Origin of the sequence: Proteus vulgaris, assembly GCF_016239305.1 — a bacterium.
Lineage (GTDB): Bacteria > Pseudomonadota > Gammaproteobacteria > Enterobacterales > Enterobacteriaceae > Proteus > Proteus vulgaris_C.
Genome location: NZ_JAEHOQ010000023.1, coordinates 32,206 through 56,517, shown reverse-complemented (window position 1 = coordinate 56,517; position 24,312 = coordinate 32,206). Strand labels below are relative to the sequence as shown.

At 34.7% G+C, this 24,312-nt stretch carries 19 protein-coding genes and 1 tRNA gene; 13 read left to right on the top strand and 7 right to left on the bottom strand.

All coding sequences use genetic code 11. From position 1 onward, the window contains the following. Positions 1-14 precede the first annotated feature (14 nt). A complete protein-coding gene (gene hypF / locus JEP40_RS15555) occupies positions 15-2,318 on the top strand; it encodes a carbamoyltransferase HypF (protein ID WP_198624292.1) in 2,304 nt (767 codons plus the stop codon). A gap of 94 nt (positions 2,319-2,412) precedes the next feature. Continuing rightward, positions 2,413-3,165 (top strand): MipA/OmpV family protein, encoded by a 753-nt coding sequence (locus JEP40_RS15550; RefSeq protein ID WP_198624291.1) that lies wholly within the window; start codon positions 2,413-2,415, stop codon positions 3,163-3,165. A 104-nt stretch (positions 3,166-3,269) separates the two neighbouring features. Here the strand turns inward: JEP40_RS15550 and JEP40_RS15545 are convergent, their stop codons facing one another. Continuing rightward, entirely contained in the window at positions 3,270-4,154 is an 885-nt protein-coding gene (locus JEP40_RS15545; RefSeq protein WP_198624290.1) for a D-hexose-6-phosphate mutarotase, read from the bottom strand. Positions 4,155-4,268: 114 nt separating this feature from the next. Continuing rightward, positions 4,269-5,264: a glyceraldehyde-3-phosphate dehydrogenase gene (gene gapA / locus JEP40_RS15540; protein ID WP_036936343.1), complete on the bottom strand. Its 996-nt coding sequence runs from the start codon at positions 5,262-5,264 to the stop codon at positions 4,269-4,271. Between the two features lie 343 nt (positions 5,265-5,607). On the opposite strand from gapA, the gene msrB reads away from it, so the two are divergent. Both msrB and JEP40_RS15530 read left to right on the top strand, forming a co-directional pair. Beyond that, positions 5,608-6,045 carry a peptide-methionine (R)-S-oxide reductase MsrB gene (msrB, locus tag JEP40_RS15535; protein ID WP_198624289.1) on the top strand — a complete coding sequence of 146 codons (438 nt, stop codon included), beginning with the start codon at positions 5,608-5,610 and terminating at the stop codon, positions 6,043-6,045. Positions 6,046-6,127: 82 nt separating this feature from the next. Further along, the gene (locus tag JEP40_RS15530; RefSeq protein WP_198624288.1) at positions 6,128-6,409 is read left to right on the top strand and encodes a YeaC family protein; all 282 of its coding nucleotides are present in this window, start codon (positions 6,128-6,130) and stop codon (positions 6,407-6,409) included. Between the two features lie 105 nt (positions 6,410-6,514). On the opposite strand, the gene pncA is transcribed toward JEP40_RS15530, so the two are convergent. From pncA to sppA, 3 genes are all read right to left on the bottom strand, one after another. Next, the gene (gene pncA / locus JEP40_RS15525) at positions 6,515-7,159 is read right to left on the bottom strand and encodes a bifunctional nicotinamidase/pyrazinamidase (RefSeq protein ID WP_198624287.1); all 645 of its coding nucleotides are present in this window, start codon (positions 7,157-7,159) and stop codon (positions 6,515-6,517) included. A gap of 22 nt (positions 7,160-7,181) precedes the next feature. Then, a complete protein-coding gene (gene ansA, locus JEP40_RS15520; protein ID WP_198624286.1) occupies positions 7,182-8,204 on the bottom strand; it encodes an asparaginase in 1,023 nt (340 codons plus the stop codon). A 245-nt stretch (positions 8,205-8,449) separates the two neighbouring features. Further along, complete coding sequence (gene sppA, locus JEP40_RS15515) at positions 8,450-10,306, bottom strand: signal peptide peptidase SppA (protein ID WP_198624285.1); 1,857 nt, start codon at positions 10,304-10,306, stop codon at positions 8,450-8,452. A 545-nt stretch (positions 10,307-10,851) separates the two neighbouring features. On the opposite strand from sppA, the gene JEP40_RS15510 reads away from it, so the two are divergent. The 8 genes from JEP40_RS15510 to JEP40_RS15475 all read left to right on the top strand — a co-directional run bounded on the left by JEP40_RS15510 (position 10,852) and on the right by JEP40_RS15475 (position 21,771). Continuing rightward, positions 10,852-11,403 carry an NAD(P)H nitroreductase gene (locus JEP40_RS15510; protein ID WP_198624284.1) on the top strand — a complete coding sequence of 184 codons (552 nt, stop codon included), beginning with the start codon at positions 10,852-10,854 and terminating at the stop codon, positions 11,401-11,403. 16 nt (positions 11,404-11,419) lie between these two features. Continuing rightward, positions 11,420-12,463 carry a selenide, water dikinase SelD gene (selD, locus tag JEP40_RS15505; protein WP_198624283.1) on the top strand — a complete coding sequence of 348 codons (1,044 nt, stop codon included), beginning with the start codon at positions 11,420-11,422 and terminating at the stop codon, positions 12,461-12,463. A gap of 4 nt (positions 12,464-12,467) precedes the next feature. Beyond that, on the top strand, positions 12,468-14,429 hold the full coding sequence (locus JEP40_RS15500; RefSeq protein ID WP_198624282.1) for a DNA topoisomerase III: 1,962 nt from the start codon (positions 12,468-12,470) through the stop codon (positions 14,427-14,429). 409 nt (positions 14,430-14,838) lie between these two features. Next, positions 14,839-15,018, top strand: coding sequence for a hypothetical protein (locus tag JEP40_RS15495; RefSeq protein WP_198624281.1), 180 nt, complete (start codon positions 14,839-14,841; stop codon positions 15,016-15,018). 204 nt (positions 15,019-15,222) lie between these two features. Further along, positions 15,223-16,374, top strand: coding sequence for a radical SAM/SPASM domain-containing protein (locus JEP40_RS15490; protein WP_198624280.1), 1,152 nt, complete (start codon positions 15,223-15,225; stop codon positions 16,372-16,374). Further along, positions 16,361-17,242, top strand: coding sequence for a radical SAM protein (locus JEP40_RS15485; protein ID WP_198624279.1), 882 nt, complete (start codon positions 16,361-16,363; stop codon positions 17,240-17,242). Before JEP40_RS15490 ends, JEP40_RS15485 begins: the two co-directional genes overlap by 14 nt. Then, complete coding sequence (locus JEP40_RS15480; RefSeq protein WP_198624278.1) at positions 17,208-17,978, top strand: methyltransferase; 771 nt, start codon at positions 17,208-17,210, stop codon at positions 17,976-17,978. The genes JEP40_RS15485 and JEP40_RS15480 overlap by 35 nt, the downstream gene beginning before the upstream one ends. 4 nt (positions 17,979-17,982) lie before the next feature. Next, on the top strand, positions 17,983-21,771 hold the full coding sequence (locus JEP40_RS15475) for an ATP-binding cassette domain-containing protein (protein ID WP_198624277.1): 3,789 nt from the start codon (positions 17,983-17,985) through the stop codon (positions 21,769-21,771). A 105-nt stretch (positions 21,772-21,876) separates the two neighbouring features. Here the strand turns inward: JEP40_RS15475 and xthA are convergent, their stop codons facing one another. After that, positions 21,877-22,683 carry an exodeoxyribonuclease III gene (xthA, locus tag JEP40_RS15470; protein ID WP_198624264.1) on the bottom strand — a complete coding sequence of 269 codons (807 nt, stop codon included), beginning with the start codon at positions 22,681-22,683 and terminating at the stop codon, positions 21,877-21,879. Positions 22,684-23,113: 430 nt separating this feature from the next. Between xthA and JEP40_RS15465 the strand changes: the two genes are divergently transcribed. After that, complete coding sequence (locus JEP40_RS15465) at positions 23,114-23,977, top strand: LysR family transcriptional regulator (protein ID WP_198624262.1); 864 nt, start codon at positions 23,114-23,116, stop codon at positions 23,975-23,977. Positions 23,978-24,007: 30 nt separating this feature from the next. On the opposite strand, the gene JEP40_RS15460 is transcribed toward JEP40_RS15465, so the two are convergent. Continuing rightward, a tRNA-Tyr gene (locus tag JEP40_RS15460) sits at positions 24,008-24,092 on the bottom strand. Between the last annotated feature and the right edge of the window lie 220 nt (positions 24,093-24,312).

Here is a 24,312-nt window from a genome sequence, read left to right as displayed (position 1 = left end):
GATTTGGTGATCCTATGAGTAACGGCATTGCATTGCGTGTGAAAGGTAAGGTTCAAGGCGTTGGTTTTCGTCCATTTGTTTGGCAATTAGCTCATCGCTTTGGTTTATTAGGGCAAGTGAGTAACGACAGTTTAGGTGTATTGGTGTATTTAACGCCTTCACCTAAAAATACGCTGTTTATTGAAGCACTAAAAGCAGAATGCCCCCCATTAGCGCGTATTGAACGTATAGAAGAATCACCCTATCAATGGGAACAGTTACCGACAGACTTTATTATTGTAAAAAGTGGTGGCGGTGAAATGGATACACAAGTAGTACCTGATGCCACGACTTGCCAAGCATGTATTGATGAACTGTTTGATCCCAAAAATCGCCGTTATCATTATCCTTTTATAAACTGCACACACTGTGGCCCTCGTTTTACTATCATAAAAAAAATGCCTTATGATAGGCCATTCACCTCGATGTCTGAATTTCCATTCTGTCCTGAATGTAAACATGAATATGAAGATCCTGCAGATAGACGATTCCATGCTCAACCTAATGCGTGTCCTGTGTGTGGGCCTTATATTTGGCTTGCGGATAAGCAGGGTGAAGAGTTAGCAATCAAAGAGTTTGCATTAATACAAGCTTGTGAAGCGTTACTTGCTGGAAAGATAGTTGCAGTTAAAGGTATTGGTGGTTTTCATTTAGTGTGTGATGCACGTAATAATGAGAGCGTTGCATTATTACGAAAACGCAAATACCGACCTGCAAAGCCATTAGCTGTGATGATCACTGGAATTGATCAAATTAAAGAAGATAAGCAAAATCCTGATTTTCTTCCAACCGCTATCCAAACATTGCAAAGCACGGCTGCCCCAATTGTATTAGTCCCTAAAGCTGTTGTACCTAAACTTGCGGAGCTTATTGCGCCGGGGTTAACTGAAGTTGGTGTTATGTTGCCAGCCAACCCATTACAACATTTATTAGCGCATGGTACGAATATTCCTCTGGTTATGACATCAGGAAATGCATCTGGTCACACTCCCGCATTAAGTAACGAAGATGCCTTAATGCAACTGCGCGATATTGCTGATCTATTCTTGATGCATAATAGGGAAATTATACAGCGAGCTGATGATTCATTAGTGCGTATTGAAGATAAACAGAGTGTTATGATCCGTCGTTCCCGTGGCTATGTTCCTGATGCTATTTCATTACCCGATGATTTTGAGCCACAACCTTCAGTGCTTGCAATGGGAGGTGATCTTAAAAATGTATTTTGTTTATTACGTCAGCACCAAGCCATTATGGGGCCTCATTTAGGTGATCTTGATGATTTAAGTGTGCGTCAACAATTGATGAAATCATTAGATCTTTTTCAGCAAATTTATCGCTTTACGCCTAAAGTGATTGCGATAGATGCACATCCTAATTACATTAGCCATCAACTGGGTAAACAATTTGCCCACGCGCAAAATATCCCTCTCATTGAAGTTTCTCATCATCATGCACATATTGTTTCTTGTCTTGCCGAATATGGACATACCCATCAGCAAGGTGCTGTAGTCGGTATTGCACTTGATGGTTTAGGTTATGGGCAAGATGGCTCTTTATGGGGAGGGGAATGTCTGCGGGTGGATTATCAAAAATCAGAACGAATAGGTGGACTTCCTGCGGTCGCCATGCCAGGGGGAAATCTGGCTTCTATCCAACCTTGGCGAAACTGGTTCGCACATTTAGCTACTTTTTCTAATAATTGGCAAGGTAGTGTTATCACCCAATTGATACCTAGTAATGATTTGCAAATATTAAGTAAGGCAGTAGAACGTGGTTTAAATTCACCTAAAGCCTCTTCTTGTGGGCGTTTATTTGATGCGGTTTCAGCATCATTAGGATTAGCCCCTAAAGAAATAAGTTGGGAAGGTGAAGCCGCATGTTACTTACAAACAGCAGCATTAGCGTGTCAAAAAGAAAAACAAACGGAAATTATTAAGCAATATGGGCATTTAATGCCTATAAAAAATAACTTGCTTGATCTGTCTGTTTTTTGGTCACAATGGGAAAGTGTAAAGCTTAATGTCAGTGAAAAGGCGTGGCTATTTCATTATTTATTAGCTGAAAGTTTAGGTAATATTGCATTGCAATATGCTGATGAACATCAGATTGATACCGTTGTACTTACGGGCGGTGTGTTAAATAACACATTACTCAAACAGCTGTTTAAGAAAAAATTAAACAATAAAAAAGTACTAATCCCTAGGATGTTGCCCGTTGGAGACGGTGGTATTGCATTAGGGCAAGCACTGATTGCTACACATTTAATGCAAAACTAAAATAATTATAGGTAAAATAATACCGATTTTAGTTAATTGTGACTGAAATAGGTTTTTGGTTGCTACTTTATTAATGACAATATGGAAAATCATCGTGAGTAATAAGAAGATTATCATTTCTTTAGCCGTTATTGCAGGACTTAGCACACCAGCAGCATTTGCTGGGGAATGGTCAATTGGTGGTTCGGTCTTAGCGCAGGTCACTCCTTATAAAGGGGCTAAATCAAAAGATTATTTATTACCAGTGCCACAAGTTAACTACCAATCAGAAAATTTCTATTTTGCGACATTAGCCGCAGGGTATTACTTGTGGAACACACCTAAAGATCAACTTTCTGTTGATTTACACTATTATCCTCAAGCTTATAAACCAAGTGATAGTGACGACGAACAAATGAAAAAATTGAATCGTCGTCGTGATACTATGATGGGAGGATTTACTTATAAACATCATGAATCATGGGGTAGCTTAAGAGCGATTGTTTCTGGTGATATGCTAGGTAAAAGTAACGGTATTATTGCTGATGCGGCCTATTTATATCCTTTCGAATTAGGCAATTGGTCTTTCCAACCGGGTGCAGGTATTGTTTGGGAAAACAAAAAGCAAAACCGTTATACTTATGGTATTACTCATGCAGAATCACAGCGTAGTGGCTTAGCTGAATATACGCCAAATGATAGCTGGAGACCTTATTTCGAGATTTCTGCTAACTACAAGTTTGCTGAAAAATGGAACTTTTTTGCTATGGGGCGTGTTGACCATTTACCAAGCGAAGTCAAAGACAGCCCAATGGTAAATAAGTCTGTAACTGCGATTGTGTGGACTGGTGTGACTTATACATTCTAATTAATGTCTGTATAACGCAATAAATATCAAATAGTCTATTTATGATAAAAAAGCTTCGATTTAAACCTCGAAGCTTTTTTATTTGTGTAAAGCGTGAGTAATATTTATTTTTCAGCAATATTTTTACGAACACGCACTACCAGAGATAAACGACCAGGGTGGACATTGTCTGGTTTTAACGGTTGATGGATGCGAGCAGTCTCTACACAAGCCATTTTACGATAACCACCTGCACTCATATCTTTCATAGAACTTGCGAGCTCTGCACCGGGGTTCCAACATACCACATCACTATGGTGATAATGATGAACTTCAATTGTGCGATCCCAATCATCATCATGAATAAGATTAAAATCGTCAGGCTCAGTGTAAAGCCTGTCAGTGCGTCCATTAAAACGTAACGAGGTTTCATCAGTATAGACTTCTTTGTCCGCTACAGTGTCAATGTAGTGGCCTCCTAGTCCAGTGACGGAGACATTATCAATATCACTCACATTAAAATAAGAGTGAAGGGCAGCTGTTGCATCATAATCACCGTAAGATTCTAATTCTACTTCACAAGTTACACCTAATTTAAAACGAGCAATTAGGGTAAATGGATGAGGCCAATATTTTTGTGTTTGTTGGCTTTCTTTTAGTGTCATTGTGATAAGCACACTGTCATCTTGCTCTGTGTGAGCGCTAAACTCCCAAGGTAGAATACGTGCAAATCCATGACTTGGTGTACCTGCTGAAGCGAACCAAGGCCAGCAAATAGGGATCCCACCACGAATGGCAACACCAGGAGTAAAAAGTGAAGCTTCACTGAGCCAAAAGACAGGGTGCTCTTGTGCGGGTTGCCAAGCAATTAAATGTGCACCTTGAAGGCTAATAGCCGCACGTACTTTAGGATGTGAAATAACAAGGATAGGAAGTTCACCTAATTGCCGACGACTTAAATAAGGTGATATTTGTTCAACAATCGGCAATGAAAAAATTTTCTCGTTCATTATCTTTTGGCCTTCTGTCACTGACTATTTCAATACAATAAACTGACTAGCTAGAAAATAAAAGAGCCACCTAAAAGGTGGCTCTAAGCAAAATCTTGATTTTCTAGGCTCTAATTATTTAGAGATATGAGAAATCAGATCCAGAACTTTGTTTGAATAACCAACTTCGTTATCGTACCAAGCAACTAATTTAACAAAGTTATCGTTCAGAGCGATACCTGCTTTAGCATCAAATACTGAAGTCAGAACTTCGCCATTGAAGTCAGTTGAAACAACTGCATCTTCAGTGTAACCCAGAACGCCTTTCAGTTCGCCTTCAGCTGCTGCTTTGATAGCATCACAGATTTGTGCGTAAGAAGCTGGTTTTTCCAGACGTGCAGTCAGGTCAACAACAGAAACGTTAGGAGTAGGAACACGGAAAGACATACCAGTCAGTTTGCCGTTCAGTTCAGGAATAACTTTACCTACAGCTTTAGCAGCACCAGTTGATGATGGGATGATGTTTTGAGAAGCACCACGACCACCACGCCAGTCTTTTGCAGATGGACCATCAACAGTACGTTGAGTTGCAGTTGTTGCGTGAACAGTAGTCATCAGACCTTCAACGATACCGAAGTTGTCGTTGATAACTTTAGCTAAAGGCGCTAAGCAGTTAGTAGTACAAGATGCGTTAGAAACGATATCTTGGCCTGCGTATGATTTATGGTTTACGCCCATTACGAACATAGGAGTGCTGTCTTTTGAAGGACCAGTCAGAACAACTTTTTTCGCGCCAGCTTGGATGTGTTTACGAGCAGTTTCATCAGTTAAGAACAGGCCAGTTGCTTCTGCAACAACGTCAGCACCGACTTCGTTCCATTTCAGATTTGCTGGATCTCTTTCTGAAGTTACGCGGATGGTTTTACCATTAACAACGAGGTGGCCATCTTTTACTTCAACAGTACCGTTGAAACGGCCATGAGTTGAATCGTATTTCAGCATGTATGCCATGTAGTCTGCGTCTAACAGATCGTTAATACCTACGATTTCGATATCTGAACGTTCTTGAGCAGCACGGAAAACGATGCGGCCGATACGACCAAAACCATTAATACCTACTTTGATAGTCATATGTATTCCACCAGCTTTAATTTAGTGAATTAAAAAGTTGCTTCTAAAGTTACCAAAACCGCGCCAATCGTCAAGCGGAATCGTGTCAATAATTGCAAAAAATCAATTAAAAAAACACTTTTCGCTTAAAGATTGGTCGTTTTAGCTAAATGTTACGCTGTGTATTATCGGGATCAACGCCGATAAATGAAGTTACCTTTGCTCCGTTATGTGAAATTCATCACATTTCAAAAACTAAAGATTACTCTTGTTGATTTTAGACTATATTTTCCAGATTTGTTGTTAAATCTTTGTTATTATTCACTGTTGTTTTAAAAAGCATTTTTCTGAGCACGAGGTCGATATGGCAGATAATGAAAAGAAAGTGAATATTTCAAGTAATAACAATCATCTTGATTTATCAACACTCAATGAAATGCAACGTTATGTGACGCAACAACACGGCACAGAACCTCCGTTTAGTGGTAAATTATTACATAATCGCCAAACTGGGATTTATCACTGTTTATGTTGTTCTGCTCCCTTATTTTATTCAGACACAAAATTTGATGCAGGATGTGGCTGGCCTAGTTTTTACCAACCCGTTAATAGTGATGCGATTTGCTATGTTGATGATTTTTCTCATAATATGAAAAGAACGGAAATACGTTGCCAGCAGTGTGGTGCGCATTTAGGTCATGTTTTTAATGATGGCCCAACCCCTACAGGGGAGCGTTATTGTGTTAATTCAGCTTCACTGTCATTTATAAATAGTGAGACAGGTGAAGAGCAGAAAGGTTGATAATTGTTGAATTAACAAAATAATAACAAATGAAAAAACGATTCAGCCATTTTAAGTGATTATTTAGCTTATGGAGCAATCAATGGAAGTTAATGAACTTATTTCGATGGTAACCCCTGAAATTTATCAGCGTATTTCAACTGCAGTTGAATTAGGCAAATGGCCTGACGGTGTTGCATTGACTAATGAACAAAAAGAACATTGCATGCAGATTGTTTTATTATGGCAAGCAAAAAATAACCACACACCTGAGCATATGACTGTAGGCACTAATGGACAAATTACCATGAAGAGCAAACAAGAATTAAAAGCTCAGTTTCAATCTGAACGTTTGGCAACGCTAACGCCAATAGATGATGACTAAAACATGTGGTGAATGGATAGAATTAATATAAGAAAGGGCTATTTATTAGCTGAACCGATTAAAATAGCCTCTTCCTGATTTTATGAAGATAAAGAAAATAACGAACTATTGATTGTTACGATTAAGCCAATGCGCTGAATCTATTAATGTCGCTCCCTTCGCTTGCATCTCTTCTAGCGCTAGTTGGCTGTCGTTATCTTGAATATTGACACCACGGCAACCATCAGTAATGACAGACACTTGATAACCTAATTGTAAAGCATCCAGTACCGTAAATTTAACGCAGTAATCAGTCGCAATACCAAGAATGTAAAGATGTTTTATATTAAGCATTTGCAAAAGGGTATGTAAGCCTGTTTGATATTCGTGGTCGTTATCAAAAAAGGCACTATAGCTGTCAATAAGGCGATTTTGGCCTTTGTAAATAATATGGTTAATCAGTGTGTGATTGAGCTCGGGGTGAAATGCGGCACCGTGAGAATTTTGTACGCAATGCACCGGCCACCAAACTTGTGGTAACCCGTTCAGTTTCCCAATTTCACCTATAACGGTACCTGAATTTTCAGCAAAACTAAGATGATCGGCTGGATGCCAATCTAAACTTGCAATAATCGGGCTTTTAGTTTGCTTGAAACCATTAATGAGCTGATTGGCTGTTTGAATAACCTTCTCACTCTCGTTAACAGCTAAAGCACCCCCTGTACAAAAATCGTTTTGTATATCAACCAGTAATAGCGCAGAGTTTTTCACTAAATTTGCCCTTTTATTAAGCTTAATCGTTATCGTTTAATGTCATTTCACCGCGAAGGTTTTGTTGCATTAAGCGACAAATTTCAGTGTAATCAAATTGTTGGCTAAGGAGATAATGCAGTTTAGTTAATGTTGCCTCAAATGTCATATCATAACCACTAATAACGCCGACTTCAGCTAAGGCTTGACCTGTTGCATAACCTTCCATATTCACTCGACCAGAAATACATTGTGTAAGATTAATAACCACAATGCCACGCTCTGTTGCTTCGCGTAATGTAGAAAGTAAAGCGGGGTGTGAGGGGGCATTACCCACGCCATAAGAACGTAATATTAATGCTTTCACTGGTTGCATCAGAATATTTTTAACGATCTCATCTGAAAGGCCAGGATAAATTGTGACAACACCGATGGGTTGAGGCGTAATATTATGTGCAATAAATTCACCTTTTCCTTTTGGAAATGAATTAATTTTAAATTGCTTAATATTAATCCCTGCTTCTAAAAGAGGGGCGCTGTTCGGCGATGCAAACGCATTAAAACCATCTGCATGTGCTTTTACTGTGCGGTTACCGCGATACAGAGTGTTATTAAAGAAAAGTGCAACTTCATTAATTGGGTGATGTGCAGCTAAATAAAGCGCATTTAATAGATTAGTTTGTCCGTCAGAGCGTAAAGCTTCTAAAGGAATTTGAGAGCCCGTGACGATAATGGGTTTACTAAGGTTCTCAAACATAAAAGAGAGTGCTGAGGCCGTAAATGCCATGGTATCAGTACCATGAAGAATAACGAATCCATCATAGTTATGATAATTCTCATTAATATCGTCAGCGATAGATTGCCAGTCTTCAGGTGTGATATTTGAAGAATCAATTAAAGGAAGGTGCTCTTTGATCGTAAAATCGGGCATCTCTTCACGATGGAATTCTGGCATTTTAGCTAATTGGCGTTGTAAATGTCCTGATACAGGAATATAGCCATGTTCAGAATGTTGCATACCAATAGTACCGCCAGTATAAACAACGTAGATTGATTTCTTTTGCATCAGACAAAGCACTCTTATTAAGCTGTGAGAAATACCTGATTATAGGGAGTTTGCAGAATAAAAAAAGGAAAGGATGCTAAAAAAAGAAAATAGAGACTATCTAATATCTGCTTTAAATCATTGTGTTAAAAATAGCTTGAATACAAACGAACAAAAAGTATTCATCAGAATATCATTCTATCAAAAGTCAGAAAAAAGAGAGGAATACACCTACTCTATATGAGCAGGTGTATAGATTGAAAAGATTATTGAATATCACCACAAGATAAACAATATGCATAGCGATTTAGCGGATCGTTCATATTGCGGTAAAACTCAGTTTGTGTTTTAACTTCTTTTAAAACAGGTGCTGGCAAATAAGCTTGTAATGGATCAGGAATAAGCGCTTTTGCGTTAGAGGATAAACTCATTATGATCTGTTCAGATAGACTTAATTCAGGTTTCATCCAATCAACAACCGGTTGTTCAATTTTTGCCATTTTAGCAACCGCATCAATTGCGTCATCAAAATCACCAAACTCATCAACTAAACCGACATTTTTTGCATCTATTCCTACCCATACACGGCCTTGAGCAATCCGATCGATTTGAGCCGGTGTTTTCTTCCGTGATTCAGCCACTAAATTAAGGAATGTTTTATAACCACTTTCGATATTTAACTGTAAAAGCTCTGCAAACTCTTCCGGGAGCTTATTAGTGACAGATAATCCGGCTAAAGGTGAGGTTGTTACACCATCGGTATAAACACCAATAGACTCTAAGCTATTTTCAAACGTATTAATAACGCCAAAAATACCAATAGAACCCGTTAATGTTGAAGGGCTGGCAATAATCTTATTTGCAGGAGTTGAGATCCAATATCCACCTGATGCAGCCATGCCTCCCATTGATACAACCACATATTTTTTCTGTTGTTTAAAAGCAACCACTTCACTGCGTATTTGCTCTGAGGCCGAAACGCTACCACCAGGACTATTTACGCGTAATACAAGCGCCTTAATATTCGGATCTAAACGCGCTTGGCGAATTTGATTTGCAATAGTTGAGCCACCCGCAGAGCCGGGGATGCTTTCACCATCAATGATGGCACCTTGAACAACCACCACGGCGATATTTCCTTCATCACTTGCAGGTAATGGTGAAGTTAGCGTATCGGCATAATCATAAATACTGATATTGTTAAATTGCTTATTTTCTTTATCCCACTGGAAGGTTTCTGTCATATCAGCTTCAAATTGTGCATATGAGCTTACAGAATCCACCAATTTATGATTTAGCGCATAAGTGGCGTTATCACCATCTGCATTACGTAATTGGGCAATCATCTCTTTTGCGCCCGGGAAAATATCTTCTGTGGTAATGCTACGGTTTTCTGCAATCTGGGTTAAATACGTAGACCATAGTGCATTGACTAAACGTAATGAGGCTTCTCGAGATTCCGCAGACATGTCGTTACGCATTAATGGCTCAACCGCAGATTTATAGGTGCCTACGCGGAAAATATGAGTACTAATTTTTAAATTTTCTAATAGTGTTTTGTAATAGAGGTTTTGAAAACCAAAACCATAAATACCCACAGCACCTTGAGGCGTGAGATACACTTTATCGGCATAAGAGGCAAGGTAATATTGTGGCTGGTTGTAATAGCCACTGACTGCAAAAATTGGTTTACCTGTCTTTTTAAATTCATTAAGTGCTTTACCAATATAATTTAATGACGGTTGATCAGCACCTGCGAATTCATCAAGTTTTAATATCATTCCTTTAATTTTCGGATCTTGAGAAGCTAGGCGTAGAGTATCAACAATTTCAAATAAGGAATTTTCTTGAAGTTGGCTACTTGATACACCTAAAAGCTCGCGTCCAACTTCGCCTAAAGGATTTTGTGTTGCGGTTTGGTCAACAATCACACCTTTAAGATCAACAAGAAGGGCGCCTTCATAATCAACGGGCTTTTGTGCTTCTTTGGTAATTAAGAAAATACCAAAGGCCATAAAGAGAAGGAAAAAGAAAATAACGTTTAAGATTAATTTCCTGATAAAGTTAATGGCTTGCCAACTAAATTTTAATATTGCGCCGATTAACTCCATAATTTTATTCATATTATCTCCACATCATGTAAAGCTAAATTTTAATCCTAAACAGTCATGCTAGAATTATTGGTAAGCAGGCTACATCCACATAATCTCATACTATTAAAACAAAATATGTTGTTAGCAATAGAGGGAATAGCAATAACAATGAAGGAATATTCTAATATAGCTCTTATTGAATGTCTGTCATTGATTTTTAGGAAGCCATTAATGATAACCTTTTGTTTAAGGCGTTATTAAGTAAATATTTATCTTACGTAAAAATAACTAAAAAATGTCACACAAAAAGGCATCAAAGTAATATAGGAAATCGTCGAATTAAAAAGAAAAGTAGGATCAAAATAAGCTTAAATTAACTTAGGTGAGTAAGATTATTCATTTTATGAACAATAAATTACGATTAAATAACCATACAACTGATTTTTAGAAAAATTCCCGCCTAAATCTATGGATGGTGGTAATATAACAGTTTGTTATACTGCGAATTGATAAGAACTGTCCATCCCCATAAGAATGGGATCTTGCTAAAATAAAATGCTGACAGGAGAATAAAAATGGATGCATTAACACTGCTTTTGAACCGCCGTTCAGCTTCTCGATTGACTACCCCAGCCCCCGATAGTGAAGCCCTCAATACTATTTTACAAGCGGGTATGCGCGCGCCTGATCATGGCGCACTTAAGCCTTGGCACTTTATTGTGATACAAAACGAAGGTATTGAGCGTTTTAGCCAATTACTGCATAGAGCTGCTGTTGTGGGTAATTTAGGGCCAGAAGTTGAAGAAAAAGCAAAAAATGCACCTTTTCGTGCCCCTTTGATCATCACGGTTATTGCGAAAGTGAAAGATCATCCTAAAGTGCCTGAATGGGAACAAGTGGTTGCCGCTGGTTGTAGTGTACAAGCAATGCAAATGGCGGCTGTTGCACAAGGATTTGGGGGAATTTGGCGTTCAGGCTCTTGGACTCATGATGCGATCGTAAGAGAAGGACTTGGCTGTGGTGAACATGACCAAATTGTTGGTTTTCTGTATTTAGGTACGCCAGCCTTAAAAGCGCCAAGCACGGTTTCTCCTGCCGACTTAACTGATTTTGTGACTTATTTTTAAAAAAGGATGGCATGTTATGTCTGAAGCAATTCGTTTAACACAATATAGTCATGGTGCAGGTTGTGGCTGTAAGATCTCACCAAAAGTTTTAGAAACTATTTTGCACAGTGAGCAAGCTAAATTTCATGATCCTCATTTACTCGTGGGTAATGAAACCAAAGATGATGCTGCTGTTTATGATCTAGGAAATGGTACAGGTATTATTAGCACCACTGATTTCTTTATGCCTATCGTTGATAACCCTTATGATTTCGGGCGTATTGCCGCAACGAATGCTATTAGTGATATCTTTGCTATGGGCGGAAAACCCATAATGGCAATTGCTATTTTGGGGTGGCCTATCGATAAATTGGCGCCAGAAATTGCACGTGAAGTGATAGAAGGTGGGCGAGCCGCTTGCCAAGAAGCTGGAATTTCACTGGCTGGTGGACACTCCATTGATGCGCCGGAGCCTATTTTTGGACTTGCTGTAACGGGTATCGTCCCTGTGAGCAAAGTAAAGAAAAACAGTGAAGCGAAAGCAGGATGTCAGTTATTTTTAACAAAACCTTTAGGCATTGGCGTGTTAACAACGGCTGAGAAAAAAGGTTTATTAAAAGCAGAGCACCAAGGTTTAGCCACAGAAATTATGTGTCGTATGAACAAAGCAGGCGCTGATTTTTCTGATATCGAGGGTGTTACTGCAATGACCGACGTGACAGGATTTGGTTTATTAGGTCACTTGAGTGAGATTTGTGATGGCTCTGGTGTGCAAGCTACCATTCATTTTTCACAAGTGCCAAAATTGCCAGAAGTTGAATCTTATATCGAAAAAGGCTGCGTGCCAGGAGGTACAGGTCGTAATTTCGAAAGTTATGGTCACTTGATTGGTGAAATTACTGAAATGCAACGCAAACTACTTTGCGATCCACAAACTTCAGGTGGTTTATTATTAGCTGTATTACCTGAAGCCGTGGAACAAGTTAAAAACGTCGCTGCTCGTTTTGACATTGAACTAACCTCTATTGGTGAGTTAACTGAGCCAGTGACAGGAAAAGCGTTGATTGAAGTGATTAACTAACGTAATGAGATTATTTATTGCAGAAAAACCCAGCCTTGCTCGCGCTATTGCTGATGTATTGCCAAAACCTCATAAACGGGGGGATGGCTTTATTCTTTGTGGTGATAACCAGTATGTGACATGGTGTGTTGGTCACTTGCTTGAACAAGCTGAGCCGGATGCATACGACCCGCGGTACGCCCGCTGGTCGTTAGATGATTTGCCTATTATTCCAGAAAAATGGCAACTCAAGCCCCGAGCTGATGTAAAAAAGCAGTTAGAAACAATTAAGACACTACTTAAGCAGGCAAAAGAAGTGATCCACGCGGGTGACCCCGATCGTGAAGGCCAGTTATTAGTTGATGAAGTGCTTAACTATTTAAATATCAGCGAAGACCAAAGAAAACAGGCGCGTCGTTGCTTAATTAATGACTTAAATCCCGCAGCAGTGACGCGCGCTATTGATAAATTACGTTATAACCATGAATTTATTCCATTGTGTGTATCGGCTTTAGCAAGGGCAAGAGCTGATTGGCTTTATGGAATAAATATGACTCGAGCATATACGCTCTTAGGTCAGCGCAATGGTTATCAAGGTGTATTATCCGTAGGACGAGTACAGACGCCTGTGCTCGGTTTAGTGGTTCGCCGTGATGAAGAAATCGAAAATTTTATTCCTAAAGATTTCTTTGAAGTAAGAGCGCATGTTGTGACACCGGCTGATGAACGCTTTACTGCAATTTGGCAGCCTAGTGAGCATTGTGAACCTTGGCAAGATGAAGAAGGGCGATTATTAAACCGAAAATTAGCAGAGCATGTTGTTGATAGAATTAAAGACAAGCCAGCCAATGTTACGGACTATCAAGATAAACAAGAATCTGAAATTGCTCCGTTACCGTTCTCGCTCTCAGCATTACAAATTGAAGCCGCAAAACGCTTTGGTTTAAGCGCACAACAAGTCTTAGATACCTGTCAGCGCTTATATGAAACACATAAATTAATCACATATCCCCGTTCTGACAGTCGCTATCTCCCAGATGAACATTTTGCAGGTCGTCATGCGGTGATTAATGCCATTAGTGTGCATGATGGGAGTTTATTACCGCAAGAAACTTTAGATATTGATAAAAAAAATCGTTGTTGGGATGACAAAAAAGTGGATGCGCACCACGCCATTATTCCAACGGCAAAAACAGGTAACATTTCGTTAAATGAAAACGAAAAAAATATTTACTACCTTGTTGCTCGCCAATATTTAATGCAATTTATGCCTGATGCTGTTTATCGCAAATGCGTGATTGAACTTGATATTGAAAATGGTAAATTTATTGCTAAAGCTCGATTTTTGGCTCAAGCAGGTTGGCGTGTGTTATTAGGTGCCAAAGAGCAAGATTCAGAAAATGATGGTTCGGCATTACCTATAGTAAAAAAAGGTGATGAACTGTTGTGTGAAAAAGGTGAAATTGTTGAAAAACAAACGCAACCTCCAAGGCCTTTTACAGATGCAACATTACTTTCAGCCATGACAGGTATTGCACGCTTTGTTCAAGATAAAGAACTTAAGAAGATCCTAAGAGCGACGGATGGATTAGGTACTGAAGCAACGAGGGCGGGCATCATTGAATTACTGTTTAAACGCGGTTTCTTGCAAAAGAAAGGGCGAGCCATTAATTCGACGCCAGCAGGTAGAGCATTAATTCATGTATTGCCAGATATGGCAACCTTACCGGATATGACTGCGCATTGGGAATCGATACTCACACAAATTAGTGAGAAGCAGTTTAAATATCAAGATTTCATGATGCCATTAAATAATACATTGGTAGAGTTAATTGCTCAGGCAAAACGTCGTCCGAATATTCAAGCTTTCAGAAATCTTCCTGCCCCTGCACATAATAAAAAGCGCAAGGCAGCAACTAAAGGAAGTAGCAAAGCAAGTGCCACAAAAAATAAGGTGCAGAGTAAAAAAGTAACGACTGATAATTAAGTTATCAATAACAAGCACTTCCTTGAAGTGTAATTTAAAATTAGATATTTTAAATTAGTAACAGTAAGGCCTGATTTCAATATATAAATCAGGCCTTACTGTTCGTTTAATCTATTTTATTCTGCAATATTCTCTATATACTCATGTTCGAAAAGTAAAATAAATAATTTAAAAGTATAAACTAATCTATATTTGTGATAAATCGACTATTTTTTTAAAGGTTAAGGTAATTTACTTATAATATTAATTTATATTTTAAAGTATTTTTAAATATAATAAAATTAATTGTTTTAATTGATTTAACTCAATTTAATAAGAGAAACTTTACTATCATCTTAATTTATCCCATGTAATATATATAAGGATCCTTATACTTTTATATATTTCCTCTTATTCAAAAGGAGCTCATGTGGAATTTATTAAAACTCGTTCGTTAAATGAAGACAAAAAATATCCACTTCAGGAAGAAAGTTACTCTGAAGAGGAGTTGAATCAGCTCAGAAATTTTATTCTTACTGTGAAAAATGATACATCTCGCTCTCAACTAGTTTGCTGGGGAAATCATTCAGATTATACACATGGATATTAAGACTGCTTAAATAAAATTATTTTTTAGGTTAACTTTTACTTCAATAAGGATTTTTCTAATTGTGGTAAAAATAAGTTCAGTAAATATATGCCCTTTTTAAGGGCTTATTTTGTCTATCAATCAATATAATAATAAATTTTTTTGTAACACGAAAAAATATAACCAAATTAATTTATTATCTTATTCAAGAGAAATGCTTTTGCTATGAAACTAAGAAAGACAATAGTCTTAAAAGGAACTATGGATTGTAATCTTAGGTGCCGATATTGTTATGAGTTTAGGCAAAATGGTGAAGCTTATTCAAAAGAGATACTAAGCTCATCAGATTCAATTAATATAATTGAAAGATTTGCAAAGTTATTCCCAGAATCGGAAATACTATGGTTGATCCATGGTGGAGAACCATTATTACGCGGTGTTGAATACTTTGAAAAAATCACTCAGTCTATTAGAAATGCTAATGAAAATTATAATGTTAACTTTAAAATTGCAATACAAACCAATGGAACATTGTTAACAAACAGATGGATTGATTCCTTTGAAAAAAATATAGATGTATTTGGTGAAAGAATTATAAGTGTTAGCATTGATGGTTCAGAAAAAAGTAATGGTGATGTTCGTGTTAATCGAACAGGGCAATCGGCACATAATAGAATTATTTCTGGTATTGAACGTATTAGAAAATCGAGTTTAGATTTTACTACTATAAGCGTAGTTGGTGAACATAATGTAAATATAGCACAAGAAACTTATGAATTTATTAAAGAATTAAATCCTAATTTTGCAAAGTTTATACCATGTTACAATCATGATAAATATGGTTATAAAGAATTATATGGCATTACACCGTTAGAATATACAAATTTCATTTGTAATATATTTGACTTATGGATCAAGGATTTAAAAAATAAAAAAGATAATAGATTTATTATAGACCCAATAATATCAGTTATTTCAAAACTTACAGATATACCTGTAACATGGTGTGAATTTAGAACATCTAAATGTGAGAATTTTACTAGTATATACCCTGATGGAGAAATGTGGCTATGTGATGCCTATGATCATGATAAAATGAGAGCAGAGGCTTTTATAGGGAATATATTAACAATATCGGATGAGCAACTCAAAAGCGTTATTGTTGATCCTTGTAACTCGTGTAAATTTACTAAATTTTATGATGATATAATGGCTGAATGCCTTTCATGCGATATTTATAAATACTGTGCTGGTGGTTGTATTGAAAAAAGACAGCAGATGATAACAAAATCACATGATTTATCGAGAGAATATTGCCAAGCAAAAAAAGAATTAATTTCTTATATAAAAAATGGTGTAGACCATGCACTCACTTAATATCAAACTGACTTATCAATGCTCTAATCATTGTGATTTTTGTTTTTCAAAATATCTACAAAACGAAATAATTGAATTAGATGAAATAAAAAAGTCTGTTATTGACGGTGCACAAAATGGATGTCAAGCATTGGTTATTTCAGGTGGTGAGCCTACATTATTTCCATCACACATAATAGAAATTATTGATCTTGCTGAATCATTAGGATTTAAACATTACACTATTCAAACCAATGGAATTGGTTTGTGTCGTAAGAAAAAACTTTTGGAATATCTTTCTCTACTATCTAAAAATAAAGAAGTATTCATATCGTTTTCAGTTCATGGATCTAATAGTGATATTCATGACCAATTAAGTTCGCAAAGAGGGGCTTTTTCAAAAACATTAGCGGCGATAGAAAATATATATAAATATACTGATTGTAAAATAATGACCAATACGGTAATTTCAAGAGATAATTACTTTGACCTCGTAAATATTTATTTTCTTTTAGCTTCATTTAAACCTATTGTTACTCAATTTTCAATTTTGCATACTGACAACAATAACTTGTCATTGGGGTTAATTGATTCTTCTATATTAGTTAAAGAGCTAGCAACTATAATACCAAAAGAGATCCTTAGGACAGAAGGTATACCATACTGTTTAATGAGAGGGATAGAAAAGTGTGTTGGAGAAAGTTATTGGCCTGAGAGGTTAGATTTATTTAACAAAAAAGATGATTATATTTCTGATTTTAATCAGCTTGATATAGGGATGAGATATAAAGCTTCTTTTTGCAAACAATGTATTATGAACAATATATGCTCTGGAACTTGGCTGGAAAATAAAAATGAATTACTCGAAAACTGTAAACCTATATGTTAAGAATAGTGCAGTTAATATATCATCTTTTCTCACTAAAAAAATAAATTATCAATTAGATGTTGATAAATTTATCTGCAATAAATTTGGTTTGGCTGAGTTCTTTGCAGATAAATATGAATTGCTTAATTTTAAAAATATTAATAATGTTTTAGATGTTGGCGCTGGTGCGGGACCTATTAGTTTATTTTTATCTCATCAATATAATATCAAAACAACGGCAATAGAAATAAATCCGATTGCTTATAATTGTTGTCTATCGAACATCAATAAATATAAAGTTAAAAACAAAGTAAATGTAATAAATGCTGATTTTTCAACATATCGTAAACATAATAAAAACAGAGGATTTGATCTCATTGTATCCAATCCTCCACTAAGAAATAAAAATAGTGATCCAAGTTTAATATATCAACTTAGTATTGATGAAATAAAAAATAATATTGATTCTTCTATCTATTCTTTTTTAACAAACTCTTGGTGTGATCAGAATCAATTAGACCTTTTAGATCATATATTTTTATATTATTTAGAAAATTATCATAAACAAACATATATAGTGCTTGTGTGCTGTGATATTGAATTCGATTCTATTCAATTAGTTACAGAAAAAACCAAAAAATATGGACTTAATATTATAAAAATTCTTTCTGGAGATATTAAGAGCAGTAGTATAGGAACAGAAGGATTAATTGATGGAAAAATATTAAGTCATATTATTGTTATAAGGAAACTTTGACATAATGAAAATTTATATTTCTGATGCACATGAAAATAACTTAAAACACATTTCCTTTGATATACCACATAATCAAATAACAGCTTTAACGGGTATTTCTGGTTCAGGGAAAAGCACTATCCTCAGAAATATATTAGCGGCAACTGGTGCCAAAAATTATGCACGTAGTAAGTCTAAGTCTATTAAAGATGGTATGAATGTTGTTGATATTATTAAAGTTGTAAATATTGATAATTTACCTCAAACTATTCTTATTGATGTTGTCAATCATGTAAACACACCGACATCAACTCTTGCAACAATTTCTGGCATACATAATCTTATTAGAAACTTATTCTTAAATCATGCGATTCATTACTGTCTTAATTGCAATAATAAATTAGATGAAAATATTTATACTCATAAGGAAGCTATTGAGTATCTTGTCGCTGACATTATCTATGATGCTTCATTTGATGAAAAATTAGAGTATCTAAAGAAAAATTATAATATATTTTCTATTCATTATTATGATAAAAATGGTCAGATAACAGAAATTTTAAGAAAAAGAGCATATAGCACAATAAAGTTTAAAACTACAAATTTGAATGAGAAAATAATTAAAGAAGTTAATAAGATAATTGAAAATAAAGTAAAAGTTAAAATAAATGATATTCCAGATACTTTTAATCCACTATTATATACAGTATGTTTTAATTGCAAGCAACTTTCACCGGCATTATCTAAAAGTAGGTTTTCATTTAACATTTCTATTAATGAAGGTGGTGGTGCGTGTGAGCACTGCCGTGGAACAGGTAAGTATTTTTCTATCGAGCCCTCTAAAATTATCATTGATAAAAACAAAGGGATTTTAAATAATTCTATATGTTTTGTTAGTGATAAAGGAATAAAATACACAACAGTCACTGGTAAATTTATTGAGGCATTTTTAAAAAATAATAATATAAACATACAAACACCTATTAATAAACTATCTCAATTGGAATTAAATTTATTATTATTTGGTTCAGATGAAATAATTAGCTTTCAAGATATTAAAGGAGGTAAAAAAAATATTAAATTTCTTGGTGTCATTAATTATCTTTTAGATATATATAGTAGAGGTCAAAGGAAAGAAATATTAGCTCCATTTATTAATGAATGTGAATGTTTTCATTGTAACGGAACAAGAATTGATCCCCTTATTGATGCATTTAAGATTGAAGATAATACAATACGCAATATTTTACTTTTAACAATTTCAGAATTAAATGACTGGTGTTCTAAAACAGAACAACAGATTCGAAACTTAAAATTATTAAGTGTGAAACTTAATAATTTTATTCAGGTATCTTGTGGTCATCTCTCGTTAAATCGCTCAAGCCCTAGTCTTAGCGGTGGGGAAATGCAGAGAATCAAACTCTGTTCTATGCTAAATTCAGATCTAAGGGATGTTTGCTATCTATTAGATGAACCCTCATCTGGGCTTCATTATAATGATCTAACACCACTTATGAATGTATTTTATCGATTAAAAAAACTAGGTAATACAATTATTTTAGTCGAACATAATAAGCGGGTACTCGAGCAATGTGATAATATTATAGATATTGGTCCAGGTGCAGGAGAAAAAGGAGGGGAAATATTATTTAATACGAAATACTCTAATGTTTCAGATTTTAATACATTAACATCAAATATGCTATTTAATGAAAAACCTTTTAAGATCTTAAATGACGATGTTTCAAACGAATTTAATAAAGGTTTTTTTTCATTTGAAAATTTAAAAGAAAATAATTTAAAAAACATTTCTATCAATATTCCATATGAAAAGATAACAACAATATGTGGTGTTTCTGGTAGTGGGAAAACCACCTTACTAGATAAAGTAATATTTGAACGCGTATCTAATAATATGGATGAATTTGGTTTTAATAAAATAGTTTATATTAAGCAAAAAGGGAAACAAAAAAATTCATTATCAAGTATTGCAACTATTCTTGGTGTTTCAGAGTATCTTGCAAAACTTTTTGCTAAAAATAATAAAGTAGACCATAAGATATTTTCTTCTGCTTCTTTACAAGGAAAATGTATTTATTGTCAAGGTAAAGGAATAATTTTAACAAAAGAAAAAGAAAATGTAGGTATTTGTACATACTGTGATGGGAAACGTTATGATAAAAATACCTTAAAGTATAAGTATAATGATATGGATTTTTATACTTATATGAATCATCCAATGTCTGTTCTTTTAGAACTTACGAAGGATTCAAAAATTCATAGTATTTGTCAGGCGGCAATTCAATTAGGGGTAGGCTATCTCTCTTTTTCAAGGAATTCTACCACTTTGTCAAAAGGCGAATTTCAACGAGTTATGCTGATAAATGTACTTTCTCAGAATGAAACACATACATTATGCCTACTTGATGAACCAGCCAAGGGATTACATTATAGTGATATTGGAAAACTTTATGATGCACTTCGTAAAATAATAAATAATGGCAATACAATAATAAGTGTTGAGCATAATCTTGAATTTATTGCTAAAAGTGATCAAATTATTGAAATAGGACCATCTGCAGGAAAAGATGGTGGATATTTGATCTTTTGTGGACCTCGATTTCAATTTAATAATACTACTACTTCTAGAGCGCTAATTAATAGTCATAAACAATATAAAAAAACTGAGGAAATATCCATAGCAGATATACAAAATTATAGTATAGCTATTGATGAAGAATCTCTCACAATAAAAAAACATGAAGTCAATTTTTTTAAAAATAAAAATAAATTAATATATAATACATACAGATTTGTTGAAGATTTATTTTTAAAAGCAAGTATTAGTAATTATTCTAATTTTAAATTTTTAGATGATGGTTATAAAGTAAACACTAATATTCCACTAATGATAAACATTGACTTTAATGCTGATAAATATAGATATTATTTGAGTATAGGTGAGATATTAGGAGTTAATGAATATTTAATTCACGGATTTATGTTAGCTAATCCTGAATTAAACTCAATATTAAGGTATGTTATTAATCCTCAAAGCTCAACAGGAAAATGTTTTAAATGTTTGGGGAAAGGAATAATTTATTCTTTACCTCGTAGTATATTTATTGAATCAGATCAATTATCTAAAAGTTGTATTAAATTTCTTAGGAATAGTACATCATTTAAAGAGATATCAAAGTATGTATTAAATGAATTTAACATTGATTGGAATGGAAAAATTTCAGAACTCGGTGATGATGAATTATCATGTTTATTTAATGGATTTAATGATTCAATAATTATTGGTAATGAGGTGTTTTTCTGGAATGGAATTATAGATAATGCTATTCAACATTATAAGTATTACCCAGATGATACTATATCAAGATATATTAATAAAAATAAAGAGAAAATAGTATGCCCTGTTTGTTCTTCGGCTTTACTACAAAATGAATTTAAAAATATTAAATATAATAATATGTATTATAGTGAATGGCTAAATTTGTCCATTACTGAAATTATTAAAAAACTAACTTTTATTCATCCAGAAGATATATATATAAATAAAATATTGGAAATTATTAATCTATTAAATAAATTAACAAGAGATAAAGTTAGTTTTAATATGGATATAAATGAACTTAATGCACAAACTAGAGGGATAGTACAATTTGTATCTCATTTTTCTCATAATATTTATGGAACTTGCATAATTATTAAAAATATAGAAAACCTTTCTGCTGAACAAAAAGAAATTGTTGAAAATTTATCTATAGAGTGGATAAAAACTAATACTGTAATTATTAGTAATTAATTATGTAGTTACCCGATTTTTATAGATCAGCGAGTTATAGCTAATAATTAAGCACTTCATTCGTTATCTTGATGAAGTGCTTTTTTGAATAAAGATTAATTACTATTAGATTTTAAATTCAGCCCAGACAGGGGCGTGGTCGGATGGTTTTTCCATTCCACGAATATCGTAATCAATTCCTGTTGAAATACAATTATCTGCTAAACAACGACTAGCTAAGAGTAAATCGATACGTAGTCCACGGTTGTCATCAAATCCTTTAGAACGATAATCAAACCACGAGAACTTATCATCTGTTTCAGGATATTGTTGGCGGAAAGTATCTGTTAATCCCCAGCCCATCAATGTTGCCAACCATTCACGTTCTTCAGGCAGGAAAGAGCATTTCCCTGTTTTTAACCAGCGTTTCATATTATTTTCGCCAATACCAATATCTTTATCTGTTGGGCTAATATTTAAATCACCCATAATAAGAACAGGAGAGGTCGGTTTTAAACTGGTTGTCAGATAGTTTTGTAAATCAGCATAGAATTTTTCTTTTGCTGGGAATTTTGTTTCATGATCACGGCTTTCACCTTGAGGAAAGTACCCATTCATTACAGTGAGTAATCCTGCTGGTGTTTCAATATCAGCCATGATCATTCGGCGTTGTGCATCATCATCGTCGCCTGGGAAGCCTTTACGTATTGCGACAGGTTTTGCTTTTGTTAATAAAGCAACGCCATAATGTCCTTTTTGGCCATGATAAAAAACATGGTAGCCCAAAGAACCCACACTTTCTAATGGGAACATATCATCATGAACTTTCGTTTCTTGAAGTCCGATAACATCAGGCTGGTGTTTTTCTATAATAGCTTCAAGTTGGTGGGGGCGAGCACGTAAACCATTAATATTGAAAGAGACAAATTTCATGTGACTGTAACCATTTATATATTGAATAATAGGATGTCTTATACTATCAGGATCATAAAATGAATGTAAGTAAATCACTTAAATCATGGCACGGCTTATCAATAGAAAGATAAAACCAGATAAAATAAAGAGGGATCAAAGAAAGTACGATAAATTAATAAAAATAGTCTATTGCATAATAAAAATTATTAATTAAACAAAGTGGAAACATAAACTAATCTTTGATAGAAGAATATAAGTATTATTATTCTTTATATGTAAAGAATAATGACATAATAAAAATAACATTAAAGTTATAAATTGTATTCATTAAAAGGAGGTAAGAGCATATTTATATAAAATTAATTTTTAAGTTAATTAATCTATGTTTTATTTACATTAAATGGATTAATGAAATTATTTGTTCAACACAGCAAAGGAATGGTGAATTATGTTTTTTTCTCGTAAATTAGAAGCCTTTATGGCCGTAGTTGAAAATGGTTCATTAAGTAAAGCAGCTCGTGTCATGAATCGAACGACACCTCCAGTCGCTAAATCTATCAAAGACTTTGAGGCAGTATTGGGAAAGCGTCTATTCAAGCGAGAGAAGTTCGGTATGAGCTTAACGCAAGAAGGACTTGAGCTTTATAATGATTTAAAATCACTTTATCTTCAGGAAAAAGAGATAACAAAAAAACATACCTCAGGTATTATTAATAATAGTATTCATGTTTATTATGATTGGGGGAAAAGTCAGTATTTAACGGAGCTTTATCAGGCAGCTAATAAAAATTACTCTCATATAAATATAATGCGATTTTCAAAAGAAAACTTTGATGAAATACCTGATTATGATGGAAATACATTAATATTAAGCTCAGAAAAAATTATTAGTGAAAAATTTAGTCTTATTCATAAAATAGACAATAAATATTTGGGGATTTGTTGTCAGCAAGAAATTGCTGATAGTGTTAATAAGAATATTGAGAGACTCTTAAGTGAAAATATTTGGTTATGTGATCCCGCATTATACAAAACAGCTAAAATAAAAAAATTAGAGAATGAAATAAGAGATGGGGGAAAACTCGTTTGTGTTAGAATAATGGATGATCTTAATTGTTGTTTACGTTTTATTCAAACACACCATTCTCTTTTATTCACAGATGAAAATCCATTGAAGGATGTGCATGAAGGAAAACTCTGTTTTATTCCCTTAACTCAGCCTGCAATATTGTACAACTGTTATATTTATAAATCTAAGTACCATTCAAGTGTGTTGAATCGTTTTATTGATTTAATTGGAAAAATAGAATAGAGAGTTCTTTAGGGTGATGCTAAGAAGAGATGGTGGTGGGAGAAGGATTCGAACCTTCGAAGTCTGTGACGGCAGATTTACAGTCTGCTCCCTTTGGCCGCTTGGGTATCCCACCAACATTAAATTGTTTTGCTGTCCGTGACAGCGGGCGCAATAATACCAAATACCGTAGCTCTGTAAAGCGCTATTTTACTGAAAATAGATCGATTGCTGTAAAAGTGTGCGTATTGTTCAGCCTTTGCGCTCTATTGTGTTGATTTTAAGCAAAAACGTGAAAATTAATAGAAGATAAATAAACCGCGATATGTTTTGTATCGCGGTTTATTTTTAGATAG